The sequence below is a fragment of the Paraburkholderia acidipaludis NBRC 101816 genome (assembly GCF_000684975.1).
In the GTDB taxonomy this organism is placed as follows: Bacteria; Pseudomonadota; Gammaproteobacteria; order Burkholderiales; family Burkholderiaceae; genus Paraburkholderia; species Paraburkholderia acidipaludis.
Genome location: NZ_BAXZ01000024.1, coordinates 50,191 through 75,972, shown reverse-complemented (window position 1 = coordinate 75,972; position 25,782 = coordinate 50,191). Strand labels below are relative to the sequence as shown.

24 protein-coding genes and 1 pseudogene are annotated in these 25,782 nt (G+C 64.0%); 17 read left to right on the top strand and 8 right to left on the bottom strand.

What is annotated here, in order from left to right:
- Positions 1–15: 15 nt before the first annotated feature.
- Together BAC01S_RS24075 and BAC01S_RS24065 are read right to left on the bottom strand one after the other, a co-directional pair.
- Positions 16–789 carry an SDR family NAD(P)-dependent oxidoreductase gene (locus BAC01S_RS24075; RefSeq protein ID WP_027797058.1) on the bottom strand — a complete coding sequence of 258 codons (774 nt, stop codon included), beginning with the start codon at positions 787–789 and terminating at the stop codon, positions 16–18.
- Between the two features lie 342 nt (positions 790–1,131).
- Positions 1,132–1,710 (bottom strand): AraC family transcriptional regulator, encoded by a 579-nt coding sequence (locus tag BAC01S_RS24065; protein ID WP_027797057.1) that lies wholly within the window; start codon positions 1,708–1,710, stop codon positions 1,132–1,134.
- A gap of 355 nt (positions 1,711–2,065) precedes the next feature.
- Here BAC01S_RS24065 and BAC01S_RS24060 point away from each other — a divergent pair, with 355 nt between their 5' ends.
- Complete coding sequence (locus BAC01S_RS24060) at positions 2,066–3,097, top strand: GlxA family transcriptional regulator (RefSeq protein WP_027797056.1); 1,032 nt, start codon at positions 2,066–2,068, stop codon at positions 3,095–3,097.
- The gene (gene mug / locus BAC01S_RS32435) at positions 3,094–3,681 is read left to right on the top strand and encodes a G/U mismatch-specific DNA glycosylase (RefSeq protein ID WP_043203493.1); all 588 of its coding nucleotides are present in this window, start codon (positions 3,094–3,096) and stop codon (positions 3,679–3,681) included. Before BAC01S_RS24060 ends, mug begins: the two co-directional genes overlap by 4 nt.
- Here the strand turns inward: mug and BAC01S_RS32430 are convergent.
- Entirely contained in the window at positions 3,642–4,586 is a 945-nt protein-coding gene (locus BAC01S_RS32430) for a LysR family transcriptional regulator (protein WP_322786909.1), read from the bottom strand. The genes mug and BAC01S_RS32430 overlap by 40 nt on opposite strands.
- A gap of 262 nt (positions 4,587–4,848) precedes the next feature.
- Here BAC01S_RS32430 and BAC01S_RS24045 point away from each other — a divergent pair, with 262 nt between their 5' ends.
- From BAC01S_RS24045 to BAC01S_RS32420, 9 genes and pseudogenes are all read left to right on the top strand, one after another.
- Positions 4,849–5,523: an antibiotic biosynthesis monooxygenase family protein gene (locus tag BAC01S_RS24045; protein ID WP_027797055.1), complete on the top strand. Its 675-nt coding sequence runs from the start codon at positions 4,849–4,851 to the stop codon at positions 5,521–5,523.
- Positions 5,524–5,570: 47 nt separating this feature from the next.
- The gene (locus BAC01S_RS24040) at positions 5,571–7,175 is read left to right on the top strand and encodes an MFS transporter (protein WP_027797054.1); all 1,605 of its coding nucleotides are present in this window, start codon (positions 5,571–5,573) and stop codon (positions 7,173–7,175) included.
- Positions 7,176–7,187: 12 nt separating this feature from the next.
- Entirely contained in the window at positions 7,188–8,264 is a 1,077-nt protein-coding gene (locus tag BAC01S_RS24035) for an HlyD family secretion protein (protein ID WP_027797053.1), read from the top strand.
- Positions 8,261–9,811 (top strand): efflux transporter outer membrane subunit, encoded by a 1,551-nt coding sequence (locus BAC01S_RS24030; protein WP_027797052.1) that lies wholly within the window; start codon positions 8,261–8,263, stop codon positions 9,809–9,811. Before BAC01S_RS24035 ends, BAC01S_RS24030 begins: the two co-directional genes overlap by 4 nt.
- A gap of 108 nt (positions 9,812–9,919) precedes the next feature.
- Complete coding sequence (locus BAC01S_RS24025) at positions 9,920–10,363, top strand: MarR family winged helix-turn-helix transcriptional regulator (protein WP_027797051.1); 444 nt, start codon at positions 9,920–9,922, stop codon at positions 10,361–10,363.
- A gap of 90 nt (positions 10,364–10,453) precedes the next feature.
- Positions 10,454–12,015, top strand: a pseudogene (locus BAC01S_RS32425) (DHA2 family efflux MFS transporter permease subunit).
- 21 nt (positions 12,016–12,036) lie between these two features.
- Positions 12,037–12,474 carry a MarR family winged helix-turn-helix transcriptional regulator gene (locus BAC01S_RS24015; RefSeq protein WP_027797050.1) on the top strand — a complete coding sequence of 146 codons (438 nt, stop codon included), beginning with the start codon at positions 12,037–12,039 and terminating at the stop codon, positions 12,472–12,474.
- Positions 12,475–12,526: 52 nt separating this feature from the next.
- Complete coding sequence (locus BAC01S_RS24010) at positions 12,527–14,044, top strand: efflux transporter outer membrane subunit (protein ID WP_027797049.1); 1,518 nt, start codon at positions 12,527–12,529, stop codon at positions 14,042–14,044.
- A 35-nt stretch (positions 14,045–14,079) separates the two neighbouring features.
- Positions 14,080–15,414, top strand: coding sequence for an HlyD family secretion protein (locus BAC01S_RS32420; protein ID WP_043203490.1), 1,335 nt, complete (start codon positions 14,080–14,082; stop codon positions 15,412–15,414).
- A gap of 18 nt (positions 15,415–15,432) precedes the next feature.
- Here the strand turns inward: BAC01S_RS32420 and BAC01S_RS34825 are convergent, their stop codons facing one another.
- From BAC01S_RS34825 to BAC01S_RS23990, 3 genes are all read right to left on the bottom strand, one after another.
- Positions 15,433–15,579, bottom strand: coding sequence for a hypothetical protein (locus BAC01S_RS34825; RefSeq protein WP_218001775.1), 147 nt, complete (start codon positions 15,577–15,579; stop codon positions 15,433–15,435).
- Positions 15,580–15,606: 27 nt separating this feature from the next.
- Positions 15,607–15,840 carry a hypothetical protein gene (locus BAC01S_RS23995; RefSeq protein WP_027797048.1) on the bottom strand — a complete coding sequence of 78 codons (234 nt, stop codon included), beginning with the start codon at positions 15,838–15,840 and terminating at the stop codon, positions 15,607–15,609.
- A gap of 325 nt (positions 15,841–16,165) precedes the next feature.
- Positions 16,166–16,396: a hypothetical protein gene (locus tag BAC01S_RS23990; protein WP_027797047.1), complete on the bottom strand. Its 231-nt coding sequence runs from the start codon at positions 16,394–16,396 to the stop codon at positions 16,166–16,168.
- Positions 16,397–16,899: 503 nt separating this feature from the next.
- Here BAC01S_RS23990 and BAC01S_RS23985 point away from each other — a divergent pair.
- The 5 genes from BAC01S_RS23985 (at position 16,900) to BAC01S_RS23965 (ending at position 21,147) form a co-directional block, all read left to right on the top strand.
- On the top strand, positions 16,900–17,124 hold the full coding sequence (locus BAC01S_RS23985; RefSeq protein WP_027797046.1) for a YozE family protein: 225 nt from the start codon (positions 16,900–16,902) through the stop codon (positions 17,122–17,124).
- Positions 17,125–17,146: 22 nt separating this feature from the next.
- Positions 17,147–17,410, top strand: coding sequence for a hypothetical protein (locus tag BAC01S_RS23980; protein ID WP_156954524.1), 264 nt, complete (start codon positions 17,147–17,149; stop codon positions 17,408–17,410).
- Between the two features lie 36 nt (positions 17,411–17,446).
- Positions 17,447–17,629 carry a hypothetical protein gene (locus BAC01S_RS23975; RefSeq protein ID WP_027797044.1) on the top strand — a complete coding sequence of 61 codons (183 nt, stop codon included), beginning with the start codon at positions 17,447–17,449 and terminating at the stop codon, positions 17,627–17,629.
- A gap of 336 nt (positions 17,630–17,965) precedes the next feature.
- A complete protein-coding gene (locus BAC01S_RS32415; RefSeq protein ID WP_043203487.1) occupies positions 17,966–20,251 on the top strand; it encodes a putative bifunctional diguanylate cyclase/phosphodiesterase in 2,286 nt (761 codons plus the stop codon).
- 68 nt (positions 20,252–20,319) lie between these two features.
- Positions 20,320–21,147: an AraC family transcriptional regulator gene (locus tag BAC01S_RS23965; protein WP_027797043.1), complete on the top strand. Its 828-nt coding sequence runs from the start codon at positions 20,320–20,322 to the stop codon at positions 21,145–21,147.
- Positions 21,148–21,262: 115 nt separating this feature from the next.
- Here the strand turns inward: BAC01S_RS23965 and BAC01S_RS23960 are convergent, their stop codons facing one another.
- Both BAC01S_RS23960 and BAC01S_RS34820 read right to left on the bottom strand, forming a co-directional pair.
- On the bottom strand, positions 21,263–21,931 hold the full coding sequence (locus BAC01S_RS23960; protein ID WP_156954523.1) for a hypothetical protein: 669 nt from the start codon (positions 21,929–21,931) through the stop codon (positions 21,263–21,265).
- A gap of 69 nt (positions 21,932–22,000) precedes the next feature.
- On the bottom strand, positions 22,001–22,474 hold the full coding sequence (locus tag BAC01S_RS34820) for a hypothetical protein (RefSeq protein ID WP_027797041.1): 474 nt from the start codon (positions 22,472–22,474) through the stop codon (positions 22,001–22,003).
- An 837-nt stretch (positions 22,475–23,311) separates the two neighbouring features.
- On the opposite strand from BAC01S_RS34820, the gene BAC01S_RS23950 reads away from it, so the two are divergent.
- Positions 23,312–25,756: a hypothetical protein gene (locus tag BAC01S_RS23950; RefSeq protein ID WP_052408832.1), complete on the top strand. Its 2,445-nt coding sequence runs from the start codon at positions 23,312–23,314 to the stop codon at positions 25,754–25,756.
- Positions 25,757–25,782 lie beyond the last annotated feature (26 nt).

Genomic DNA, 25,782 nt, shown 5'->3' with positions numbered 1-25,782 from the left:
CGATGGCGGTGCACGTCAGTTGCGGCCGGCCATCACGCCGCCGTCCACGTCCCAGATCGCGCCGGTGACCCAGCCTGCTTTTTCCGAGAGCAGGAACGCGATGACTTCGGCGACATCTTGCGGGGTTCCCACGCGGCCGATCGGGTGGAAGCTGTTGAAGCCCTGCAGCGCGTCGTGCACTTCGGCCTTCGGGATGAAGCCCTCGTAGATCGGCGTTTGCACCACCGCCGGCGAAACGGCGTTGACGCGGATATGCCTCGGCGCCAGTTCCATGGCGAGATGCTGGGTCAACGCATGCAGACCGGCCTTGGCCATCGAGTAGGCCGAAGACGGCGTGGCCGCGATGGCCTGCTTCGCCCACATCGAACCGACGTTGACGATCGCGCCCGGCTGGTTTCGCGCGACCAGGTTGGCGGCGACTTTCTGCGTGATGAAGAAGGTCGCCTTGTTCAGCTTCATGTACTGGTCATAGTCGGCTTCGCGATGCTCGAGGAACGGCTTGGGAAAGAACACGCCGGCCGCGTTGACGAGCAGGTCGATATCCCGGTGTTGCTCGTCGATCGTCTTGAGCAGCGCGGCCAGCCCTTCCTCCGTGGACAGGTCCGCGCTCAGCGCGGCGACCTGTCCGGGCGCGGCCAGCGCCTCGCGCGCTTCCTCGGCCTTTTCCGCACGATTGCCCACGATCACCGCGCTGCCGCCCTCGGCGAGAATCATACGGGCCGTCTCCAGGCCCATTCCGCTGGTGCCGCCGACGACCAGCAGCTTCTTGCCCTTGAACTCGTTGCTCATCTCGATCTCTCTTTCTGTCTGGTGGAAGAAAGCCGGGAACGGGCATGTGCTGCTTTCAGGAAGAAAATCTATTTAGTCAGTCAGCAACTCGCGGATTCCCGGCGCCAGCCGATGGCATGTGCCTTCGCGCTTTGGCTTCAGAGAGATTCTTCGCCGGTTTCGATGCCGGGGCAAACGAGATAAAGTGTCGTTATCTAAAAGAAAAACTTTATCGTAACGGTGTGCTTGCCCAGGCGCCCGGGGTGCGCCGCGTGCATTTCGTTGAAGCGAAACACCGCATCGCAGGTCGGCAGGATCGCGCCGCCGCTCCGGATCATGATCGATGTGCCTCGTGCAACCGGTTCAATGGGGCGGCATGGACAACGCGCCGGCAATGTTTCTCGCCGCTTTCTCGCCAAGGTCCTCCTTGACGAGCGCAAGCGCGAGACGGATCGCGGCGCTCGCGCCGCCCGACGAGTACAGATTGCCGTCCCGCAGACAGCCGGGGCTCGGCAGCACGTGCACCGACGGATGCTCCGCCGCGAGGCGTCGCGCGTCGCGCCAATGCGCGGTCAGCCAGCGGCGGTCGGCAAGACCGGCGCGCGCCAGAAGAAACGCACCATTGGAAATGCAGGCGAGCCTGCCCGTGGTACGTCCGCTTGCGCTGAGCCAGTCCACGAGTGCCCGATGCTCCGCCGTCGAGCCGAGTACGCGGGCGCCGGGCACCATGACGACGTCGAACGGCGTGCGCGTTTCCACGAGACATTCCGTCGTGCTTACCATCGTGCCGTTCGAGGACAGGACCGGCCCCGGCGACGGCCCGACGAGGTGCTGTTCGTAGTACGTACCGCCGCACAGCCGGTTGGCTTCATGAAAGACATCCATAGGACCGCTTACTTCAAGCAACTGGAATCCTGCGTACAGCATCATCGCGACATGCATGCGCCGTTACTCCGCAAACACACGTGGTTCATATGACCAACTGCTCCGCCGAAAACAGTCTAGCCAGAGGGCGCCGCCGCGGAAATGCGCAGATGGTGCTGTCACCGGCCAAATCACGCGGGTTTTGGGCCACGCGGGCCCGAACGGGTTGGCCGCACTGGTGCGCGGCGGCTTCGGGGGAGCTTATTACACAGGTGAAAAAGACTTTTACGGGCGCCTCTCTGCCGCCCGAATAGCCGATGCGGTAAGCTGCGTCACGGTCGTGATCGAGACCCGTTGCGGCGAGCCGATCAGTCGGCACGAGGCATCGACCGCGCGTACCCCCCACATCGCCACCCTCAACCAAGGTCACCGCATGAAAGTCGCCATTGTCGTGTTCGATGGTGTGCAAGCGCTCGACGTTGCAGGCCCGCTCGATGTATTCGCCGAAGCGAATACGTTTCTTCCCGCACATCAGCACTACCAGGTTTCGCTCGTCGGGCGCGAGGCGGGCAACGTGAGCTGCTCGAACGGGATGCAGCTCGCCGTCTCCTGCGGCTTTGCCGATCTCGACATTCAGTGGGACCTCCTGTTGGTGGCAGGGGGCCCGCAGTTGCCCGACGCGCAGCTGCCGGGCGAGTTTCTGGAATGGCTGCAGAATCAGGCGCGCGGCGCGAGCCGCTTCGGCTCCGTCTGTAATGGCGCATTCGTGCTGGCGCATGCGGGACTGCTCGACGGCAGGGAAGTGACCACCCATTGGGCGGATGCGGGGCGCCTCTCCAACGAGTTTCCTCACGCGAACGTGCAGCCGGACAGGATTTTCGTTCGCGACGGGCGCCTCTTTACGTCGGCCGGCGTGACCGCGGGTATCGATCTGTGCCTGTCTCTCGTGGCCGAAGACTGGGGCCATGAACTGGCGGTAAGGGTTGCGAAGCGTCTGGTCGTCTATATCCAGCGCGAAGGCGGCCAGTCGCAGTACAGCCCGTATATTGGAGCGGGGAAAGACGAGGATCCGATCCTCAGCAAGGTGTATCGCTACGTCAGCGAACATATCACCGAGGCGTTGTCGATCGAGCAGCTGGCGAATGCGGCTTCGGTGAGCCGGCGAACCTTGTCGCGCGTCTTCGCGAAGTTTGCGAAGGTGACGCCATCCGTGTTCGTCGAGCAGGTTCGCGTCGACACGGCCAGAAAGCTTCTGGAAGACTCGGACGCGCCGCTCAAGACCGTTGCTTTCAAGTGCGGCTTTCACAGTGCCACGCATATGCGGACAACGTTCTCGCGGCGGCTCAATGTCACGCCGCAGCAATATCGCCAGCGGTTCAGAGGCGAGGAGGCGGGGGTGCAGCAGCGCCCCCGTGTCGACGAGCCTGGCAGCCCGGCCGCCTTGCACGCCGCGAGCCAGCCGTGACGCCCGACGCTTCGGCGCAATCTTTGCCGGACCTGCTCGCGCCGGGTCTTTCGATCGTATTTTGCGGCATCAATCCGGGCCTGCGCGCGGTGGCCACGGGCCATCACTTTGCCGGCAGGGGCAACCGGTTCTGGCGCGCGCTCTATCTTGCCGGCTTGACGCCCGAGCTATTGGACGCGGAGCACGACCGCCTGCTCCTGCAATACGGCTATGGTCTGACCACGGCGGTTGCACGCCCCACGGCACGCGCGGACGAACTGTCCCGAGCGGAGATCGAAGCCGAGGCGCTGCAGTTCGAAGCGAAGATTCGGCGATACGCGCCGGACGTGATTGCCTTTCTCGGCAAGGCGGCGATTTGCGCCATGTCCGGCGCGCGCGATATCGAGTGGGGTTCGCAAACCGCCCGCTTCGGCGGCGCGCGCGCATGGGTCCTGCCGAACCCGAGCGGCCTGAACCGGGCATTCAGTCTCGAAGCGCTGGCGGCCGCTTACAGCGAGCTTCGTAGCGCCGTCGCGTCGCCGAGCCCGGCTGGCGGACTGGAGGCTCAGGAGCCTGTGCTGCCGACTCCTTCCGGCGTGCACTGACCTTCGGACGTCAGGCCGTCCGCGCATTGAAGATTGGCGTTTTCCCGCAACGTTTCGGTCACGAACTCCACGAAGGAGCGGATCTTTCCGCTTTTGCCGCGCCGCTCGATATGCAGCAGATTGACCGGGATGGATTCCGGCTCATACGCCCTCAAGATAGGCACCAGATTGCCGGAAGCCACCGCGGGCGCCGCCTGGTAGGAGAGCAGCTGCGTGATTCCCACGCCTTCCGCCGAGGCCGAAATCGCGGCGGGCGCCAGATTGACGATCATGCGCGGCTGAACGTGAACCGGCAGCTTTGAACCGTTCTCGTAGAACACCCATTCGAGCGGTTGCGACACGCCCGTGAACGACACGCAATGGTGATCGATGAGCTCGCCGGGATGAGCGGGTTCGCCACGCTGCGCAAGATAAGCCGGCGACGCGAAAGTTTGACGGCGCACATAGCCAAGGCGTACCGCGAAGGTCGACGAATCGCCGAGGTGGCCAATGCGAATGGCGACGTCCACACCTTCCTCGAGAAGCCGCGTCGTGCGGTCGAGGTAGACGACGTTGACGCTGACCTCGGGGTAGCGCAGCGCATAGGCATTGATGAGCGGCGCGATGAATCGCTGACCAAACAAGACCGGCGCCGAAACGGTCAACGTGCCGACGGGATTGGCGGCGTCCGCGGCAATCGTGGATTCCGCGTCCGTGATGGTGTCCAGCACCTTGCGGCATGCCTCCACGTAGGCCACGCCGGCATCCGTCGCGCGCACCGAGCGCGTGGTGCGCGCCAGTAATTGGGCGCCCAGACGCGCCTCCAGCGTATTGACGGCTCGCGAGACCGCGGCGGCCGACATGCCGAGCTTCTCCGAGGCGGCGGTGAAACTCCCTCGATCGATGATGGCGACCAAAACCTCCATCTCGCGCAATTTGTCCATCGTGCATCTCCGGCCTGGGCCTCCTGAAACGGAGGGCGATAGTAAGAAAACATCCCGTTTTTCACTGCTTTCCCGACTGCCGCCGGAAGGGTGTCTTTCAGAGCATAGACGTAATCAGCGTGCCGTTGGGCGGCCTGGCAGGATTCTCGTACTAGATGGCCCAAAACCCAATCTGCGCGCGCTTCAAGAAAGGCGGCTCCTCTCCCACAATCAAGTCACCCCAAACGAAACGAGAGAGGTTGATATGTTTTCCGCAATGCTTGAAGTCAAGCCCTACCCCGAGCAATTCGATGCCTATCTCGGCATGGCCAAGATGTTGCGGCCCGAGATCGAAAAGATCGAAGGCTTTATCGACAACAACCGCTACGCGAGTTTGACGCGAGACGGGTGGCTCCTCTCCTTGTCGAGCTGGCGCGATGAGAAGTCGCTGATTCGCTGGCGCGTGCAAACGAAGCACTACAAAGTGCAGCAGGCAGCGCGCGAACGCGTGTTCTCCGACTACCGGCTGCGCATTGGGCAAACCGTGGCGGACACCCGCTTGCCGGAGGGCGAAGTCCTGCTCGAGCAGCGCCTGGACGTGACGGAGGTGGGCGCCGGAACCGCGGTCACGCTGCTCGATGCCAGCCGCGACCCGGATTGGGTCAAGCGGGCCGGCGCCGACGCCGTGCGCGAATCGCTGGGACTCGAATTGCGGGCGGAAGGCCTCGTTGCCTGGGATGCGTTCGACGCGCTGATGACACCTGGCGACGTGATCGCGGTTGCAACGTGGCGTGACATCCCGGCGGCGCAAGCGTTCGAACGCGAAGCCACGCTGCCCGAGGGCGTGCGGCTGCGCCACATCCGCATCGTCCGCGAGTACGGCATGTTCGATCGCCGCGAAGCGCCGCAGTACTTTGCGGAAATGAAGCCGGCCGCGTGAAGCGGAAACAGGCAGGATAGCTAATCAAGAGAAGTCAGGTAATCGTCATGACCACCGCGAACCCTTTGATAACTGAAACGGAAACGCCGACGGTCCCGTCCGCGCCCGCGCAGGCCACGTTGACGCTGCGCCTTGCCATGGGACTGATCGGGATGTTGCTGGCATCGCTGCTGGCCATCCTCAACGAGCAGGTCACCGCGGTATCGATGGCGGATATCCAGGGTGCGTTCTCGGTCGGTCATGACGACGGCACCTGGCTGACCGCCTTGTTTGAAGCGGCCAACGTATCGACCATGGTGTTCGCTCCGTGGTTCGGCGTGACGTTCACGCTGAAGCGATTCACCATCGGCGCCGTGCTTGCCACCCTGTTCCTGGGCGTCCTTTGCCCCTTCGCGCCGAGCCTGCCCGCGCTTTACGCGTTGCGCGCGATGCAGGGCGTGGCGGGCGGTTGCCTTCCCCCCATGCTGATCATCGTGGCGCTGCGTTATCTCCCGCCGAAGATCAAGCTCTACGGGCTGGCGGGTTATGCGCTCACGGCGACCTTCGGGCCGGCGCTCGGCACGCCGCTCGCTGCCCTGTGGACGGAATTCGTCAACTGGCGGATGGCGTTCTGGCAGATCGTGCCGCTCGGCCTCGTGTGCTGCTTCGCGATTCAGCGAGGACTGCCGAACGATCCGCTCAAGCTCGAACGGCTTGGCTCGTTCAACTGGACCGGCTTTGCCACGGGGTATCCGGCGGTCGCCCTGATCGTGATGGGTCTCCTGCAGGGCGATCGCCTCGACTGGTTCAACTCGGAACCGATTCGAGCGATGTTCGGCGGCGGGGCACTGCTGTTCGTGGTGTTCCTCTTCAACGAATGGTTTCATCCGCTTCCCTTTTTCAAGCTGCAACTGCTTTCGCGCAGGAACTTCCTGCACGGATTGACCACGTTGCTGGGCACGGTGATTTTGCTGGTGGGCGTGGCGGCCATACCGGGGCAATTTCTTGCCAGGGCCCACGATTATCGGCCGCTTCAAACGGCGCCGCTTTCGCTGCTGCTGGCCGGCCCGTTGCTGATCGCGCTGCCGCTGACGGCCGCCGTGCTGAATCTGCGCCGCGTGGACTCCCGCTGGGTGATGGCCACGGGTCTTGGCCTGACGATCACGACCTGCATGCTGGGCAGCTTCATGACGTCCGAGTGGATTCGCGACAACTTCTATCTGCTGCAGTCGTTGCAGATTCTCGCGCAGCCGATGGTGATCATGGCGATTCTGATGGGTGTCACGACCGGATTGCCGCCCACGGAAGGTCCGTTCGCTTCGGCGATGTTCAACACGGTCAAGACGTTCTCGGCAGCGCTGGCAACGGGCCTGATCGAAGGCGTGGGCACGGCGCGCGAGCACTTTCATTCGACCATGCTCGTCGACCAGCTGGGCAATCGTGCGCTGCTCATGGGCCAAAGCGCCGACACGCCCTACGGCCTTGGCGAGCTCGCGCAGCGCATCCACGAGCAGGCAGTCGTTCTGACCTCGGCCGATCTCTATCGCGTGATGGCGTGTATTGCCGTTGCCCTGCTTTTCCTGATTCCCGTGTTGCCGGTGCGTATCTATCCGCCGTGGAGCACGTCTATGTCTTCGTCACCGCTTTCGCCGTCATCGCCGTCCTCGCATTAAGGGAAGTCAATCATGTCCTCGCTCATTCGTCCTCCTTCGAAAATGCTTCGTATTGCCGCGCTCATCGCCGGAGTCGGCGCCGCCGTGCTGGTCGGCACCGGTTTCGTCGCCGGCTCGAACACGGAATCCACGAACGATGCTTACGTCGCGGCCGATTTCACCCTTGTAGCGCCGCGCATTGCCGGGCAGATTACGGACGTGCTGGTGAACGACAACGAGTCGGTGAAGGCCGGTCAACTCCTCGTGCGCATCGACGACCGCGACTTCCGTGCCGCGCTGATGAGCGCGCAGGCAGACGTGGAGGCAGCCAGGGCAGCCGTTGCGAACGACGAGGCGGAGATCGCGCGCCAGCCCGCGCTGGTCGATCAGGCGCGAGCCACGCTCCGTTCCGACGATGCGTCGATCGCGTTTGCGCGAGCCAATGCTTCGCGCTACCAGGATCTTTCGCAGTCCGGTGCGGGTACCGCTCAGGAGCAGCAGCAGGCGTCGAGCGCGCTCGCCGAACAGCTCGCGCAGCAGTCGCACGACCAGGCCGCGCTGGAGGCGACCGAACAGAATCTCGACGTGCTGCGCGCCGAGCGAGACAAGGCGGCCGGCGTAGAGGCACGTGCCGAAGCGGCGCTCGAGCAGGCAAAGCTCAACCTCTCCTATACGGAGATTCGCGCCCCCGTCGACGGCAAGATTGGCCGGCGTTCGGCCCGGGTAGGCGCATTCGTGACGCCCGGCGCTCCGGTTCTCGCAATCGTGCCGCTTTCGGACGCCTATGTGGTGGCCAACTTCCAGGAGAACCAGATCGCGAAGATGCGCCCCGGCGAAAGCGTGCGCGTGAAGGTCGACAGCTTGCCGGGCGTCGTGATCCGCGGCCATATCGACAGTCTTGCTCCCGCTACCGGCGTGAGCTTCGCGCCCATCGCGCCCGACAACGCAACCGGCAACTTTACGAAGATCGTCCAGCGCGTGCCCGTGAAGATCACGATCGACCGCAGACAAGAGGCGGCATCCGCCTTGAGCGTGGGGCTCTCTGTCGAAGCGGAAGTGATGATGGGCCGCGGTGAAGAAACGGCGGACGAAGGAGCACAGGCAAAATGAACGCGAGCCAATACCCTATCCGCGAGATCGTGCTGACGATTCTGGCATGTCTCGTGATGGCGGGCTGTACGATGGGCCCGAACTTCGAACGTCCGCAGCCCGCCACGCCGGAAGTCTTCAACCTTACGCAAACCGCGCAGGCGCCGAGCAAGCCCGTGGAAGGCCAGTTCGATTCCGACTGGTGGACGCAGTTCAACGATCCCGTGCTGAACGGTCTGGAGAAACAACTGGCCGACGCGAACCTCGACGTGGCGGCGGCATCGGCCCACTTGCTGCAAAGCCGTGCGGAACGTCGCGTGGTGGGCGCCGCGGCGGACCCCACGCTCGACGCCGCCGCTTCGTACGATCGCGAGCGGGGCAGCGAAAACGGCATCCTCTCGCTGCTCGGCGTGACCCCGACGGGCACGCAGCCGCAATCGGCTTCGGGGAGCGCGCCTACCGGCGTGACGCCTTTGCCGGGCGCGAAGGGTTCGCCGGCCTATAACCTGTACCAGGTCGGCTTCGACGCCACGTGGGAGATCGACATCTGGGGTCGCGTGCGACGCAGCGTGGAATCGGCGACGGCCCTCACCGACGCTTCCTACGAGGATCGCAACGCCATTCTGTTGAGCGCTCGGGCCGAACTCGCCCGCGACTATATCGACTTGCGCAGTACGCAGGCCCTGCTGCAGATCGCAAACCAGAACCTCGAGATCGCGCAGGACACCTTGAAGCTCACACAGGTGCGCGTGCGCGACGGGGTGACCACGGATCTCGACGTTTCCAACGCATCGGTGCAAGTCGAAAATATCGAGAGCCTGATTCCGACGCTGCAATCGCACTGCGATACGACGATCAATGCGATCGGCCTGCTGCTCGGCCAGGAGCCGGGCGCGCTGCGCCAGACGCTCGATGCGCCGCGCGACGTGCCCGCGCTTCCGGCGCAGGTGCCGGTCGGCTTCCCGTCGGAACTCGTGCAGCGCCGACCCGACATCCGGAGAGCGGAAGCGCAATTGCATGCGGCGACGGCGTCGATCGGCGAGGCGAAGGCCGACTTCTATCCGCGCATCACGCTGAACGGAAGCGCGGGGATGCAGAGCCTTCAGCTTTCGAGCCTTGCCTCCTGGGCGTCGGGGCAGTTCGTCGTGGGGCCGTCCATTTCGATGCCGATTTTCGAAGGCGGACGCCTGAAGGCAACGCTTCAACTGCGCGAGGCGCAGCAGCAGGAGGCCGCGATTGCCTACAAGCGGACCGTGCTGCAGGCCTGGCAGGAAGTGGACGATGCGCTGGTGGTCTACGACGCCGAGCAGCAGCGGCGGGATCGGTTGACGGAGGCGGTGACCATGAACGAACGGGCGCTCACGATCGCGCGCCAGCGTTATCAGGCTGGCGCCCTCGATTATCTCGACGTTCTGAACGTGCAAAAGCAGTTGCTCGAAGCACAGAGCAACCTCGAGAAAAGCAAGGCGGCGGCCGCCACCAATCTCATTACGTTGTGCAAAGCGTTGGGCGGAGGCTGGGAATCGACCTACGGCGGGTGCCTTCCGGGGCGGCGGGGCGATTTGTAAGGACGATTTGGCGCCGCCGCGTCCTGGCCCACATGGAGGGACACAAAAAAATTTCTTGATATGACTGCAAAGTCAGATAAAATAAAGTCAGTAACAGAGAGGTCAGCTATGAGTCACGATGACGAAGACAGCTTTTTGCCGGTCCAGAACGTCGGCTTTGCGCTCAGCAAAGCGGGCAATCTGCTGACGGGGGAACTGGAGGCCGCCCTTGCGAGCGCCGGCGCGAGCGTTTCCGCGTCCCACGTTGGCGCGCTGCTGCTCCTTGCCCGGGACATGGCGCACACGCCTGTGGCGTTGTCCCGGCTGTTGGGTGTCGATTCGGGATCAGTCACCCGCACGGTCGACCGGCTCGAAAGGGGGGGCTACGTGCGCCGGGATCGCAGCAGCGCGGACCGGCGGGTGGTCAACCTGACGTTGACCGACGCCGGCCAGCACGTTGCCAGGCAGGTTGGCGCGATCGTGCCGGCGGTGCTGAACCGGCGTCTGGAGAACTTTACCTCATTGGAATTCGCGACTTTTAGCAACCTCCTGCGCAAGTTACTGGATGAGTGAGCCAATTTTTTTCAATCTAATATCTGACATATCAGATAAATGGCGGCAGCCAGACGACAGTCACCCGTCAACATCCCGAAAGGACGCAACATGAATCCGCCAAAAAACGCGAGCGCCCCGGCGCCATTGACTGGCTGGCAATTCTCGCTGGGTACGTTCGCCGTCGCGCTCGCCACCTTCATGAACGTGCTCGACTCGTCGATTGCCAACGTCGCGATCCCGACGCTCTCCGGCGACCTCGGCGTCTCGGTGGACGAAGGCACGTGGGTGATCACGGTGTTCTCCGCGGCCAATGCGGTGGCGATTCCGCTGACCGGCTGGCTCACGCAGCGGGTTGGCCAGGTGAAGTTGTTCGTCGCCGCGATCCTGCTGTTCGTGCTGTCTCGGCAGCCTGCGGCCTCGCGCCCAATCTGCCGGTGCTGCTTGCCGCCCGGGTCGTGCAGGGCGCCGTGGCCGGTCCGCTGATTCCGCTTTCGCAGGCACTGCTGCTTGCTTCGTTCCCCAAAGAAAAAAGCGCCAGCGCGCTTTCGCTGTGGTCGATGACGGCCACGGTCGGGCCGATCGCCGGTCCGGCGCTGGGCGGCTGGATCACGGACAACTACAGCTGGTCGTGGATCTTCTACATCAACGTGCCGGTGGGCCTGTTCGCGGCGGCCGTGGTCTGGATGCTCTATCGCAGCCGCGAAACACCGTCGCGCAAGCTGCCGATCGACAAGGTGGGGCTGCTTTCGCTCGTTGTCTGGGTGGGCGCGCTGCAGATCATGCTCGACAAGGGCAAGGACCTCGCCTGGTTCGAATCGCCCACCATCTGGATTCTCTCGATTGTCGCCGTGCTCGGCTTTCTGTTCTTCCTGATCTGGGAGCTGACCGAGGCGAAGCCGATTATCGATCTGCGTCTCTTTGCACAACGTAACTTCCTGGGCGGCACGGTGGCGATTTCGGTGGCGTATGCGGTCTTCTTCGCGAACCTCGTGATTCTGCCCACGTGGATTCAGGAGTACCTGGGTTATCGTGCGGTCGATGCGGGCATCGTAACAGCGCCGCTCGGCATCTTCGCCGTGGTGCTCGCGCCGGTGATGGGCAAGGTCATGCCGAAGTCGGACCCGCGGGTGCTGGCCACACTGGCCTTTCTCGGCTTTGCCGGCGTGTTCTTCATGCGCTCGTGGTACGTGACGGACGTGGACGTCCACTGGCTGGTGTTGCCGACGCTGTTGCAGGGCATTCCGATGGCGCTGTTCTTCACGCCGCTCACCGCGATCATCCTCTCCGGCTTGCCACACGAGAAGATTCCCGCGGCCGCGGGCCTCTCGAACTTCGTGCGGGTTTTCGCGGGTGCGGTGGGCACGTCGCTCCTCAGCAACACGTGGAACGATCGGACGATCCTGCACCATTCGCAGCTCGCCGAGCAGACCGGCGCGACCAACCCGGGCTATCTGCACGCGCTTTCCGGCATCGAGACGACATTGCATGCGAGCCTGTTCAAGGCCCAGACGTTCTTCGAAACGCAACTGGGCGCGCAGGCCGCGATGCTTGGGCTGAACGACGTTTTCTGGCTGTCGGCGCTGATCTTCGTCGTCATCATCCCGCTCATCTGGGTGACGAAGCCCGGCAAGGACGGAGCCGCGAGCGCAGCAGGCGCCGGCGGTCACTGAGAAAGTCATTGAGGAATCTTAATGAATCACTACACGACCGCATCCTTCTCGCCCGCGCAAAGCGTCGGATATCAGCTGACCAAGGCGCGCAACCTGATCATTGCCGAAATGGACATGGCACTCAAGGATCTTCGCATCACCAGCCGGCAGGTGGGCATCCTCGTCGCGATGCAGCGCGGCACGGCTGCCACGCCGGTCGAGCTCGCCAGGATGCTGTCGATCAACGCGGGCCTGATGACGCGGATGCTGGACAAGCTGGAAGCGAAGGCATTGCTCACACGTTCGCGCAGCATGGACGACCGTCGCGTGGTCAACCTCGTGCTGACGCGGAAGGGGCATGAAGTCGCGGCGGAAATTCCCAATCTCGCGCCCAAGGTCCTGGATGGGCGTCTGAAGCGATTTACGAAGGCGGAGTTCGAGGAATTGGACCGCCTGCTGCAGAAATTCATTGGGGAGTGAGCGCTATCGCATGCCCCCGTTTTTTTTGATCAGAAAGCTGATAGGTCAGAAAATGAAGATGCAGATTACTAGGCGCGACAGCGGCCTCCGCGCGATAAAAGTGGGGCTCTCGGTGACGCTGGCGGCGGTGCTCTCGGCCTGCGTGAACTACGCGGGCATCCACAGCGACAAGCAGATGGCGCAGCCGCAGCAGTTCGAGACCACGCAGAGCCTGCCCGCCGAAAGCGGTCACTGGCCGGCAGCCGACTGGGCCGGCCAGTTCGGCGACGCGCAACTGAAAGCCTTGATCGACGAAGCGCTCAAGGGCAGCCCGACGATTGCGCAGGCGCGTGCCCGCATTGCCGCGGCGCAAGCCTATTCGGAAACCGCGAAGGCCAGCACGCTGCCGAGCATCAATGCCGACTACTCGCTCAAGCGCGAGCAGTTCAGCTCCACCACTTACTTCCCACCGCCTTATGGAGGCAGCTGGCAGACCGAGAATGACGGACTCCTAAGCGCTTCGTACGATCTGGATCTGTGGGGCAAGAACCGCGAAGCCCTGAAGGCTTCGGTCTCCGACCTGCAGGCAACGCGGGCCGACTCGGAAGTCGTCAAGCTCACGCTCACGACTACCATCGCCCGCACCTATAATCAGCTCGCGCGGCTTTACGTGCTGCGCGATATCGCACAGCAGGAGGTGCAGCGCCGCGAAGAGATCGACCGCATCACGGCCAGCCGCATCGCAACCGGGCTCGATACGGAAGTCGAGCGCAAGACGGCGCAGGCAAATCTGGCGACAGCCCGCTCTACGCTCGCGGCCTATGACGGCAGCATCCTCACGACCCGCTACCAATTGGCCGCGCTCATGGGCGAAGGCCCGGACCGCGGGCTCGCCATCGCGCGGCCCGCGCTGGGCGTGGGCGACGAGGTGCGCCTGCCGGACAACCTGCCTGCCGACCTGGTGAGCCGCCGCCCGGATATCGTCGCGGCCCGCTGGCGTGTCGACGCGATCACGCACGAAGTGAAGGAAGCGAAGGCCGAGTTCTATCCGGACATCAACCTGAGCGCTGCGATCGGACTCGACGCGTTCGGCTTCGGCCGCTTCCTGACGGCCGCGAGCCGCACGGCCAGCGCGGGCCCGGCGATCCATCTGCCGATCTTCGACGCCGGCGCACTGCGCGCGCAACTGAGGGGACGCTATGCCGATTTCGACGAGGCGGTCGCCACCTACAACCAGACGCTGATCTCCGCCCTGAGCGAGGTGGCTACGCAGATCGCCCAGATCCGCTCGAGCGACACCCAGCTGGGCGACGCGCAGAGCGCGCAGCAGGCCGCGCGCCAGGCCGACGATCTCGCGATCACGCAGTACAAGGGCGGCCTGACGAATCAACTGACGGTGCTCAACGCCGACATGACCGCGCTGCAAGCCGACGAGGCGGTCGCCAATCTGCTGATGAACCGGCGTGACCAGCAGATCGCGCTGGCCTCGGCGCTCGGCGGCGGCTACGTCGATACGTCGTCCGATACCGCCGATGCCACACGCCGCGCGGATACCGCCGCGCCTGCCAACCCTGTTGTGGCCGCGCGTTGAAACGGCGCGTCCATGAAATCATCTGGAGAACTGAAATGAGCGAAGCCAACACTTCCGGGCGCACGGACGCTCGCCAGGCCCAGCCGAAGAGCAGCGGTGCAAACGATGCTCCCGCGGGTGCCACGCGGAACCCGACGCCGCCCGGCGCTTCGGGCAAGCGCAAGCGGTGGCTCGCGCTGCTGGCCATCGGCACGGTCATCGCAGGCGCGGCATATGGTTCGTATTACTTCACGATCGGGCAATATCACGAGTCCACCGACGACGCCTATGTCGACGGCAACCTCGTGCTGCTCACGCCGCAGGTGACCGGCACCGTCAACGCCGTCAACACGGACGACACGCAGATCGTGAAAGTGGGCGAGCCGGTCGTCACGCTGGACCCCGCCGATTCGAGAATCGCGCTCCTGAACGCCGAAGCGGCGCTGGGGCAGGCCGTGCGCAAGGTAAGCACGCTCTACGTGAACAACGACTATTACGCCGCCAATATTGCGCAGCGCGAGTCGGACCTCGTGCGCGCGCAGCAGGATTTGCAGCGCCGGATCGCAGTCGAGAGCACCGGCGCCGTGTCGGCGGAGGACGTCTCGCACGCGCAGGACACCGTGACCGCAGCGCAGGCGGCGCTCGACGCCGCGCGCCAGCAGGCCCTGTCGAACCTTGCGTTGACGGATCGCACCTCGGTGGAGCAGCACCCGGACGTGCAGGCCGCGGCCACGAAGGTTCGCGACGCCTACCTCAACTACGCGCGCAACGTGCTGCCCGCGCCGGTGACGGGCTATGTTGCGCAGCGCACCGTGCAGGTGGGCCAGCGTGTCGCTCCGGGTACGCCGCTGATGTCGATCGTGCCGCTCGACGGCGTGTGGGTCGACGCGAACTTCAAGGAAGTGCAGCTGCGCCGCATGCGCATCGGCCAGCCGGTCACGATGACGGCGGACGTCTACGGTTCGAGCGTGGTGTATCACGGACGCGTGATCGGCTTCTCGGCAGGCACGGGCAGCGCCTTCGCGACCTTGCCGGCGCAGAACGCGACGGGCAACTGGATCAAGATCGTGCAGCGCTTGCCGGTGCGTATCCAGCTCGATCCGAAGGAACTCGAAGCGCATCCGCTGCGTATCGGCCTCTCCATGGACGTCGACGTGGAGACGCGCAACGATTCCGGCACGCAGCTTGGCGCGGCGGTGAATACGAGCTATCACACCGACGTGTTTGCGCAGTACGGCGCGCAGGCCGACGCGGAGATCGCGAAGATCATCGAGCAGAACGAAATGGTGGGGCAGGCAAAGGGCGCACAGCCGGTTGCAGGCCGGGCTGCGAACCCGGCTGCAAATCACGTGGCGATGAGAACCGCGCCGGCCACGCTGGCGGCGCGCTGACCGGCGGGGTGCTGCCGCTCAATTGCGGGAGTGGCGCCCGCCTTCGAAGCCTGCGAGGACGTTGCACACGTTGATGCCGATTTCGTCGACGTCCATCACGAACAGCGTCGGCAACCCCAGCGCGCCGATGCGTTCGCCCATGCGGAGGTAACCGCGTTCTTTCATCGCCGCGCTCCTGGACGCGGACGAGGCTCATAAAGATTGCTTGATGCACTCCGCCCCACGCTGATGAACAGCGACAGTATCGCTATTCCGGCCAGTACATACCGGGTGATTTCCCACACGCCCATAATCCGCCATTATCTTTTCTACCTCGTGTCGCAACGTTGGCGGAAGGTTGTTCCTCGCGCTCCAGTCCGCGAGCGCGAACAGCAAGAGGATCATCATCGCCACCAGCATGTATCCGGTAGCCAGAAGGAATTCCACGATGCGTTGCCTCCTGAAAGCGCACCCGCAAAAAAACGCCGGGCGGAGAGACCCGACGCGCTACCTCATGGGAACGGCAGCTCGCCATTGCAACGGCGCGACAAACGCCAGTCGGTTTCGTCCTTAGCCGGCGAGGCGAGGCTTATACGGGTGGCGATGCATTCGCACAGCCAACTTTCGTTCGCTGAGCGTGAGTGCTAGATATAGGCGACGGGGAACGACGACGAACCTGCGAATCGCGCCAAGCGTAAAGGCCGGTCTGGTCCAGTATGAAGTGCGATAGAGCTGCATGGTGGTTCTCCCGTATGGCTCATTCACCGTCTTGTTACCGGCTACCGCATGCGAGGAAATAGGCCATCAGAAAAGGCATGAAAAACAGCGTGCCCGCGACAAGCCCCTTGATCTGGGCTGTACGCTCATCGTCTTTTTCGACGACCTCGACCGCTACGGCAGTCTGCTCGACTGCGGGCACTTCGGCATCGGGCGCAAACGAGTACAGCGTCTGAACTCGGCCAAGCAGTTGGGAATGGTCAATCAGCAGCGAAAGCGGGCTCATGGCAATTTCCTGAATGAATGTTTTCGGGATGAATATCAGGATAAGAGCGCAGCCGCGTACTAGATGTAGGACTAGTTCGGAATGGTGTGTGGCCGGCGGGCCCTTTTCGGGCCCTGAAAGCCGCGGCTAATCTTGCCCAGCGCGTCGCTTTCCTGCCATAAGAGCAGGCCGGGCCGCTTCCCCACCCCCTCCGGGCCGTGTGGTGTGCCGTCGCACCATAAGTCGGACTTGTCCTACGCCTCGGTAGTCTAAGCGCCTCTATCCTTACCTCTGTCCTAAAGACAGTCAGTAACGGAGGTAGCGGTGCTCTCGTCGATATTGCGCGTTTTCGCGACCCTGTTCATGCAGCGCTCAGGTGCCCCGCTTTGGGTTCCAGTCAGTCGGAGCCGCCGGATCGGGACCCGTCTTTACATTTCGAACTCCAAAGCAGTTGTTCCGTCGAGTCCGATCACTGTGCTGCCCGGGCGATCCCGAAACGACACAATTTGAGAAGGAGTAGGTAGATGGTCATATCGTTCCTGACCTGGATTCGAACGCAAGCTGAACGCGACGATCCCGTCGGCCGATTGGCGCGCGACGTAGACGCACATACCGGAGCGCCGGAAGGACTCTGGAAGGCAAACTGGCTGGACCATCTGGTGCAGCGCAAAGCAGGGCCGGGCGAGATGGCCGCATTCGAGAAAGCCTGGGAAGAATACGCTGCTTCGTTCCTGGATAAATACCGCTAACCACAGGTGTTGGACAACTGCCATGAGCCCGCTTTCCCTGATCGATGTTTCCTCAATGCGCGACCGCGCTCACGCAATTGTTGGCGATGACCGCACCCAGCCGTCGCCGGCCGGCTCGCTGCGAGCGCGCGATGAAGTGGCGGCCTCCGCACAAACGCATGGCAGCCGGTTTGCGCTGACAGGCGCAATCTTCGTCGGCGTTCTCATATCGTTCGGCGCACTGGCGGCTGCCCATGTCATGTTCGATGGCGACGGCACGCCCCACGAAACGCGCAATCCGCGCTAGTTAATATTAGTTATCCTTTACGAGTTCGAATCGATCATGGTCAAGCTCCAACAGTCGCGTGGGATAGCAGCAGTGCCTGTCGATCCGGACATCCTGCTTGCCGAACACATCGAGTACCACCTCCACCTGTACGTGGACTCCGCCATGTTCGTGGCGTGCCTGCTCTTCTTTTCCGGTGCATACGCAGCCACCCACTTTCTTCTCGACAATCTTTGGTGAGCGTTCTGCCGGCGGCATAGTTCGCAACTAACGGCCAACTCGCCCGACTTCATAAACAGTCCAACCGGTCGGATTATCCGGCCTCGGCCGCAGAAAAAGCACGTTTCCCCCGCTACGCGGGAGTCAAGAACCGCCGCGGCGTGCCGATAACGCAGAGGCGAGGTCGGCGTTGGCGGCCATCGCGGATTGCGTGGGGGTTTCTGGCGGGCCGCATGAAGGCGCATGAGCGCAGGAATGCGCCGGGCCGTCACGCCGGACTGGAACGAATACACGAACGAACGCACACAGGCGCGGCGGCGGCATGGGCCTGCCGCCGCGCCAGGAGATAGCGCGGGTATGAGCTATTCGGAGAGGACGGACGAAGCAGGTGGGGCGCAGCCAGGCGGCGCGCGTTCGTCCGATGATTCCGCGGAGGAGGCGTTTGCGTTCGAGCGCGGCATGCTCAAGCTCATTGCACGCAGCGTGCCGCTGCCGGAACTGCTCGCCGAGGTATGCCGGCGCGCCGAGCGCTTGCTGGGCGATGGCGCATCATGCTCGATCCTGCTGGCCGACGCGGACGGCCAGCATCTGCGCGTCGGCAGTGCGCCTTCGCTGCCCGGGCGTTACCGCCGCGAGTTCGACGGCGCGCCTATCGGGCCGCGCAGCAGCCCGTCCGGCACGGCGATGTACGAAAACCGCATCGTGCTGGTGGAAGACTTCCTCGTGGAGGCCGGCTGGGGCGAGTACGCACGCATCGCCACGGCGAGCGGTCTGCGCGCCTGCTGGACAATGCCGCTCGGCAACGACGCGGGGGGCGTGCTGGGGGCATTGGCCGTCTACCAGCGCACGCCGTGGCGGCCTGGAGAAGCGGAAGAGGCGCTGTTGCGCGACATCGGCCAGAGCGTCGCCGCATTGCTCGATCAGGTGAGCATCGCGCAGCGGCTTGCCCAGAGCGAGGAACATCACCGCCTCGTGGTCGACCACCTGAACGAGGGCATTGTCGTGCAGTCTCGCGACGACACGGTGCTGGCCTGCAATCCCAGTGCGCGGCGTATCCTGCGCCTTTCCGGCGACGTGATCGGCCAGAGCATCATGAGCGTGATTCCGCGCGTGCTGGACGGCGACGGACAGCCCATGCGCCGCGGGGAGCGCCCGAGCATGCGCGCGCTGCGCACCGGCAAAGCCGTCATCGGCGAGACGGCGGCGCTCGAACTGGCGAACGGGGAAATCGTCTGGGTGACGGAAAATGTGCTGCCGATCTTTCGCCCCGGCGAGACGGAGCCGGTTTCGGTGGTCGTTTCGTTCACCGACATCGGCGCCGTGCGCGAAGCGCAGCAGCAGCTCAGATACCTCGCGACGCGCGACCCGTTGACGGGCCTCTACAACCGCGCGTGGCTCGCCGACTGCATGCGCGACCTGCTGGACAGCGAGGCGCGCGACGGGCGTCTTGCGCTGCTGTTCGTCGATCTGGACGGCTTCAAGAAAGTGAACGACACGGGTGGCCACGAAGCGGGCGACATGCTGCTGCGCGTGGTGGCCGAGCGGCTCGCGCGCTGCGTGCGCGATGCCGACACGCTCGCGCGCGTGGGCGGCGACGAATTCGTGATCGCCGTGCGTCATCACGACGATGAGGGTGAGCTCGTGACGCTGGCACAGCGCGTGCTGGACGCCATCGCCGAGCCGTTCGCGGTGGCCGCTAACGAGTACTACCTGGGCGCTTCGATCGGGATCAGCCGTTTTCCCGACGACGGGCTCGACGCCGCGGCGCTCATGCGCAACGCCGATTCCGCGATGTACGTGGCCAAGCAGCGCGGCACCAACCAGTTCCAGTTTTTCACGACCGAGCTGAGAGACCGCCTGCAGCGCCGCTTTCTCGTGGAGCAGTCGTTGCGGCGCGCGCTGGCGTCGGGCGAACTCGCGCTCGTGTACCAGCCTATCGTCGACGGCGAGACGGGCAGGCCGATCGGCGCGGAGGCGCTGCTGCGCTGGGAGAGCAGCGAGCTGGGCGCGGTGTATCCCGCGGAATTCATTCCGGTGGCGGAGGACACCGGCCTGATCGTCGCGATTGGCAACTGGGTGCTCGAGCATGCGTGCCGGCAGGCCGCGCAATGGCGCCGCCTGCTCGCGCCCGATTTCGTGATGGCCGTGAACCTGTCGCCGCGCCAGTTCACCGAAGGGCTCGTCGAGAAGATCGAGCATTGCCTTGTTCACACGGGCCTCGACCCCGCGGGGCTCGAGCTGGAGATTACCGAAGGACTGCTGATGAACGACACGCAGACGGTCATGCCGATGCTGCGCGCGATCAGCGACCTCGGCGTGCGCATTTCCGTGGACGACTTCGGCACCGGCTACTCGTCGCTCTCGTACCTGAAGCGCTTTCCGCTCCATCACCTCAAGGTGGACCGCTCATTCGTCATGGGCCTGCCCGACAATCGCGATTCGGCGGCGATTACGCAGGCTGTGGTCGCCATGGCCCATTCGCTCGGCATGCGCGTCACGGCCGAAGGGGTGGAAACGCCCGAGCAGTCGTCGTTCCTCAAATCGCTGGGCTGCGAGCGTCAGCAAGGCTACCTGTTCGGGCGCCCCGTTGGTGCCGCGGCCTATGCCGCCATGCTGCGCGGCGGATACGAGGCGGCTTCGTAAGGGCCAGCAGGGTGCACGGCAAATGCTGCACAATCTCCTCTTTGGCGCCAGCGCAGCAGGAGGCAGCGATGAACCGCAGCACCGGAAAGGATCAGACCGACTGGATTGCCCGCTCCGAAGCGGCCGAGGGCATTGAGCGGATCGAGGCCTTCTTGCACGGCAATGCCTACTCGATGCATCGGCACGACACCTACGCGATCGGCGTCACGCTCGCGGGCGTCCAGTGCTTTCATTACCGGCGCGGCTTGTGCCGCAGCCTGCCGGGGCAAACGATGGTCCTGCACCCGGACGAGGCCCATGACGGTCAGGCGGGCACGAGCGAGGGGTTCCGCTACCAGATGCTCTACGTGCAGCCCGCCGCCATCCAGGCCGTGCTCGGCGGCAAGACGCTGCCGTTCGTCGAGGGTGGGATCACCACGGACCCGCGCCTGTTCGAAGCGACACGCAACGCGCTGCACCGCATGCATGCCCACATGGAACCGCTCGAACGCGACGACGCGATCTTCGAACTCGCCGTGGCGCTCGATGCTGCGGCGGGCGCGCGGCCGGTCGGGAAATCCGCGGATTACGCGGCGGCACAGCGCGCGCGGGATTATTTGCAGGCGGCCTGCACAGAGAACGTGACGCTCGACACGCTGGCCGCCGTGGGTGGACGGGACCGCTGGAGCCTCTCGCGCGATTTCAGGACTTTCTACGGGACGAGCCCCTACCGCTACCAGACCATGCGCCGGCTCGAAGCGGCGCGCGCGATGATGCTGCGCGGCATGCCGCTGGCGGATACCGCGGCCGCCGCCGGCTTTTCCGACCAGAGCCACATGACGCGGCATTTTCGCAGTGCCTACGGAATCTCTCCCGCGCGCTGGCTCGCGATGATGGGCGGCCCACGTCGCCGCTGATGCAAGCTGGCATGATATTAGGCATCCTATGCAATAGGCCCCGTGGTATCCGCAAGACGTAGCTGTATCGTCGGCTGGTCTGCCGGCATGGCCCTGCGGGCCGGCGCCGCACGCGCTATTGATGGTACAGCGTGGCCATGTCCGCGAAGGAGGCGGGGCGCGCAACCGCGGCGTATCTTACCTTCTTGTCTCGCTTCGCATACTTGTGCCTGTGTCTTGTTTCGCGGGCCCCTTTCGTCGAAGCATTCGATTCCAGACTTGCCCTGTGCAGGTTGACCGCTCGTGCGGTTGCCTGTGGCCGGGGCGCCTTTCCCGTTCCTGCGTTCATGGCCTGCTCGAGCAGTGCCTCGGTTTCCGGTGTTTCTCCGCCAAGAGCAATGGCACTCGTGGTTGCGTCGAATACGCAGTCCCATCGCTCGGCCGAGGCACAGTCATGCGCCCGGGCAAGCAGAACATGGGCCGATTCGTCCGACTGCGCCGGCGCTTCCGCACTCACGGCAGGCATGGGCACGCTGTCCGTCGGCGGTCGGCTGGCGACCTGCATCACACTGGCTGCTTTACGGCCGATACGAGGCCCGCTGTCGAATTTCGCGTCCGCTGCCAGTACGAGCACGTAGAACAGCACGCTCAACGCCACGCTCAGGCCGGCGCCCGACAGCAAGGGCGGGGACTTGCCGTTCCCGGCCGGCGTTCCTTCGTTGCTCGGGCGGCTATCGGCAGACCGGTGCCGGTGCCGGAAAAAATTCGCCATGGCGCGCGTTTCCCCTGGGTCGGTGGGCGTCATGCCGCCATTTCAAACGGCACGGAGTAAGCCGGTGTGCCGGCGCGAGCTACGCAAGCGCCGTACCCGTCTTTACCACTTGATCTCCGCATTCATGGTGCCGGTCTGCACGATTTCAAATTTCATTTCGCCCCGGTACGTGCCCTCGATCCGGTAGTCCGCGTCGGGGACCGAGAAAAGACAATGCGGTCCCGCCGCGACGAAATCCATCAACACGCGGCCATGCCGCCGCACTTTGACCGAGACATTGGTTAGCGGCGCACCATTCGTGGCGGCGATGAAAGAGACGCCGAGGTTGAATGGGTGTTGAGGATCGGGCGAAGTCACCTGCGATTCGATACCGGGATTACCGCATACGTAGTACAGCATTGGCTGCGGCGATGCAGAACCGGCCGGCGGCGTGGAGGGTGCGAGCGGCGCCGCGGACTGTGTGCCCGATGTTCCGACTGGCCTTGCAATTTGTGCGTCGGCTGGCGCCGTGACGGCGGCTGCGATGAGCAGCATGCCTGCGAGCGCGAACAGACCTCGTTCTTTCAAGGTCGCCATGGTTGTCTCCCTGGCTGATGTGCAACAAGCATAGAAATCGTGCCGATGAAATTCAACCCTCTATAAACGCCGATAAATCCAGTTGAGAGCTTACTCCGATGATTAAGTAAGATGTCCGTGGCGAGGAATTAAAAAAATGGCGGCGCATTTTTTGTAACGAGTTGATACGCGGGGTCAATTCAAATCTGCCAAAAAAAAATCGAAAAAAATCTAAATGTCCGGGGCCGGGGATCGGAAGGGAAATAGAAGTGCGTGGAGCGCGCTTTCGCACTGCTGAGCGATCGCCGGAGGGTGGGCACGGGGGCGTTGCGGGGTCGCCACAGGCCACATGCGGACCCTCTCCGGGAGTCCATACTTTGTTCACTACGAGCCCCGTTCGGCGCCATATGTCGTGCGGTGTTCCTCTGTAGCGTCAAGAACGAGGTAATTCCGACGTCGCTTCGTCGATCAGCCTGAAGGCTGATGTCGACCGCAATCTTCATGTGTTTTGGCCGCCATCAGCGCTCGCGGAGTGTGGGCTGTTGATCGGGGCGGAAGTGTTTCGGGTCCGGCCGCCTTTGATTCAAGAGTCTTTCAGGTAATTGACTTTTTATTGGATGAATTGATTTTATTTCTGAATTGTTGAATTCGTCTGCTATTTACGGCATGGCATTTGCGCAGTGGGCGTTCGCTTTTAAATGAACCTGCGAGCAGAGGTATACCGCGATGGTCGAGATAAAACGTTTGCAAGTATCGGCTTGCCGGCGGCCCCTCGGTGCGTGCGCGCCCGCGGCCGTGCTGCTTTTGTCCGCGTATGCGGCACTACAGAGCAAGGTCAGCCTCGCTCAGGAGGCGAACGTGGCGCAACCGGTGGTCATTGCCGTGGCCATGGCCGACGTGCCTGCGCAGGACGAACCGGCTGCGCATGCTGTTCGAACGGCCTCCGACGGCCCAACGGTCTACGCGGAGAACACGGTGCAGTCCGTGCCGAATCCCTATGCGGGCGATGCGCAAGGTTCTCCACAGAGTCCTCCGGAGCCGCTGGCGGCTCCAGCGGCTCCGCAGGACGATGCCGCGCGAGGGCCTGACGTCATCGTCGCCGATGCGACGCCGGCGGCGCCAACGGCCTCTATGGCGCCCACACGTGCCGCGGCACCCACAACACCCCTGCCGTCACCGCAGCCCGCGCCGGAGCTGATCGCCGACGCGCAGCCGGCTCAAGGCATGCCGGAAGCGACGAGCGGACCGGCCCAGGAACCCGCGCCGGGACCCGCGCAAGCGAACGACGCCGCGGCCCCGGATGAGGGTGCGGATCTCGGTACCAATCTCGGCACCAATCGCGGCACCATAGAGGCGCAACAAGGCTCGGCCGGCGGCGAGCCCGAACAGCCGGCGCCGCCGCAGCCCGCCGCGGCGCCGGGCGCGGATCTTCGCCAGCAGGTTCTCGGGCTCGCGGCGAGCGGCGGCGCGGTTCGCGCGCTCGAAGAGGCCAAAGCCCGCCCCGACGTGTTCTCGCCTGTCGACATCGCGCAGATTCAGGAGCTCAGCATTCGCCAGCAGGTGCGAGGCGGACGCGAAAAGGTTCGCGCCATGTCGAGCCATGACCGGTTCGACGCGCTCGACGACGCGATTCGCCGCGCGCACGAATTCGAGGCGAGTTTGCCGAAAACGCCCGATTACACCGAGGTCCGCGCCTCGCTGGCCGGCGACCTCACGGTGGCGTATGCCGCACGCGGCAGGATGGAAGACGCCATCACGGAGTTCGAATCGATTCCGCCGGGCGCGGGTATCTCCATCGAAGCGCTCGCCTCCGCGGGCTCCGCCTACAGCTACCTCCAGCAGCCGGGCAAGGCGGAGCAGGTCTATCGCAAGGCGATCCAGCAGGCCACGGCGTCCACGGCGGACTCCGCCACGCGCGGTTTCCAGTACGGCACGCATACGCGGCCGATCGATCTGCGCGAGGGCTTGTTCTACGCACTCACGGACCAGAACAAGTACGCGCAGGCACATCAGGTGCTGGAAGACATTCGTGCAGCGCTGCCGCCGGCCAATGAGGTTCAACCCTGGAATCTTGCCAATGACGATTACATGCTTTATTACCAGCTGCTCGCGCAGTACCAGATCTACATTGGTCAGACGAGCGCGGGTATGGCGGGACTCGAACGCTTGAAGCAACAGGTGCCGTTCAGTGCCGACGTGCGCAATGCGGAGGCCGACGCGGTGCTCGGCGTTTCGCAGACACGCCGCGCGCGCGACATGTATACAGCGACGCTGACCGATCACCCCGACAACATAGAAGCGCTGGCGGGGCTCGGGCGCACCTCGCTGATGCTCGACGACTACTCGAATGCGCGGCTCGTCGACAGCGCATTCGACGACACCTTCCCGGAGAACTCCGCGGTGCGCAGCTTCAAGCGCGACTACAACGCCTACCGCGCGCCGGAGCTGTCCATCGAGTTCAACGGCGAGCACGGCAACTCGGTGCTGGCGGATAACGAGTACAGCATCGAGACGCAAATCTATTCGCCGCCGATCTACGACAACTGGCGCGTGTTCGCCGATACGTTCTTCGGCCATGCCAACACGAATATCGGCAACGTCAGCCGCACACGCAGCGGCGTTGGCGGCGATTACCGCAACGGACCGCTCGACGTCACCGCCGAGGCCACCCGCTCGATCGGCCCCGACGCACGCACGGGCGGCAACGGCGAGGTCACGTATGCGTTCAGCGATTACATATCGGCAAGCGCTTCGGTCGATAGCGATACCAACAACCTGCCGTTCAAGGCCTACGTCGAGCATCTGTGGGGCAAGACGGCCGGCGCGAGCGTCAACTACACCGACGCCGACCAACGCTCGGCTTCGCTGTCGTACACGGCAACGCGCTTTTCCGATACCAACTTCAATCAGGAGATTGCAGCGAGCGGCACGCAGCGTGTCCTCACTTTGCCGAACCAGTTCGTGAACGTTTCGATGAACCTGAACACGACCAGCAACACGCTTGCGAATCAGCCGTACTACTCGCCGTCGCGCGACTACACGGCCGAATTCGTCGCGATGCATCAGTGGGCCATCTGGCGCGCCGGCGAGAAGCAGCTGGTGCAGCGGATCTATCTGACCGCGGGCGCCTATAACGAGCGCGGCTACGGCACGAGCGCGGAAGGGGGGGTACGCCTCGAGCATGCGTGGACCTTCCGTCACGACATTACCCTGACGTATGGCCTCGGCGCGCTCAGCCACGACTATGACGGGGCGCGTGAATGGTCCGGCACGGCCTACGCGACGCTCGCCGTTCCCTTCTGATCTCGACTATCGAAAGGAGGCCGAAT

Excerpts from the sequence above, each read along its gene's own strand:
- BAC01S_RS24075 (WP_027797058.1), bottom strand. The coding sequence starts at position 789 with ATGAGCAACGAGTTCAAGGGCAAGAAGCTGCTGGTCGTCGGCGGCACC.
- BAC01S_RS24065 (WP_027797057.1), bottom strand. The coding sequence starts at position 1,710 with ATGCATGTCGCGATGATGCTGTACGCAGGATTCCAGTTGCTTGAAGTA.
- BAC01S_RS24060 (WP_027797056.1), top strand. The coding sequence starts at position 2,066 with ATGAAAGTCGCCATTGTCGTGTTCGATGGTGTGCAAGCGCTCGACGTT.
- BAC01S_RS32430 (WP_322786909.1), bottom strand. The coding sequence starts at position 4,586 with ATGGAGGTTTTGGTCGCCATCATCGATCGAGGGAGTTTCACCGCCGCC.
- BAC01S_RS24045 (WP_027797055.1), top strand. The coding sequence starts at position 4,849 with ATGTTTTCCGCAATGCTTGAAGTCAAGCCCTACCCCGAGCAATTCGAT.
- BAC01S_RS24040 (WP_027797054.1), top strand. The coding sequence starts at position 5,571 with ATGACCACCGCGAACCCTTTGATAACTGAAACGGAAACGCCGACGGTC.
- BAC01S_RS24035 (WP_027797053.1), top strand. The coding sequence starts at position 7,188 with ATGTCCTCGCTCATTCGTCCTCCTTCGAAAATGCTTCGTATTGCCGCG.
- BAC01S_RS24030 (WP_027797052.1), top strand. The coding sequence starts at position 8,261 with ATGAACGCGAGCCAATACCCTATCCGCGAGATCGTGCTGACGATTCTG.
- BAC01S_RS24025 (WP_027797051.1), top strand. The coding sequence starts at position 9,920 with ATGAGTCACGATGACGAAGACAGCTTTTTGCCGGTCCAGAACGTCGGC.
- BAC01S_RS24015 (WP_027797050.1), top strand. The coding sequence starts at position 12,037 with ATGAATCACTACACGACCGCATCCTTCTCGCCCGCGCAAAGCGTCGGA.
- BAC01S_RS24010 (WP_027797049.1), top strand. The coding sequence starts at position 12,527 with ATGAAGATGCAGATTACTAGGCGCGACAGCGGCCTCCGCGCGATAAAA.
- BAC01S_RS32420 (WP_043203490.1), top strand. The coding sequence starts at position 14,080 with ATGAGCGAAGCCAACACTTCCGGGCGCACGGACGCTCGCCAGGCCCAG.
- BAC01S_RS34825 (WP_218001775.1), bottom strand. The coding sequence starts at position 15,579 with ATGAAAGAACGCGGTTACCTCCGCATGGGCGAACGCATCGGCGCGCTG.
- BAC01S_RS23990 (WP_027797047.1), bottom strand. The coding sequence starts at position 16,396 with ATGAGCCCGCTTTCGCTGCTGATTGACCATTCCCAACTGCTTGGCCGA.
- BAC01S_RS23985 (WP_027797046.1), top strand. The coding sequence starts at position 16,900 with ATGGTCATATCGTTCCTGACCTGGATTCGAACGCAAGCTGAACGCGAC.
- BAC01S_RS23980 (WP_156954524.1), top strand. The coding sequence starts at position 17,147 with ATGAGCCCGCTTTCCCTGATCGATGTTTCCTCAATGCGCGACCGCGCT.
- BAC01S_RS23975 (WP_027797044.1), top strand. The coding sequence starts at position 17,447 with ATGGTCAAGCTCCAACAGTCGCGTGGGATAGCAGCAGTGCCTGTCGAT.
- BAC01S_RS32415 (WP_043203487.1), top strand. The coding sequence starts at position 17,966 with ATGAGCTATTCGGAGAGGACGGACGAAGCAGGTGGGGCGCAGCCAGGC.
- BAC01S_RS23965 (WP_027797043.1), top strand. The coding sequence starts at position 20,320 with ATGAACCGCAGCACCGGAAAGGATCAGACCGACTGGATTGCCCGCTCC.
- BAC01S_RS23960 (WP_156954523.1), bottom strand. The coding sequence starts at position 21,931 with ATGACGCCCACCGACCCAGGGGAAACGCGCGCCATGGCGAATTTTTTC.
- BAC01S_RS34820 (WP_027797041.1), bottom strand. The coding sequence starts at position 22,474 with ATGGCGACCTTGAAAGAACGAGGTCTGTTCGCGCTCGCAGGCATGCTG.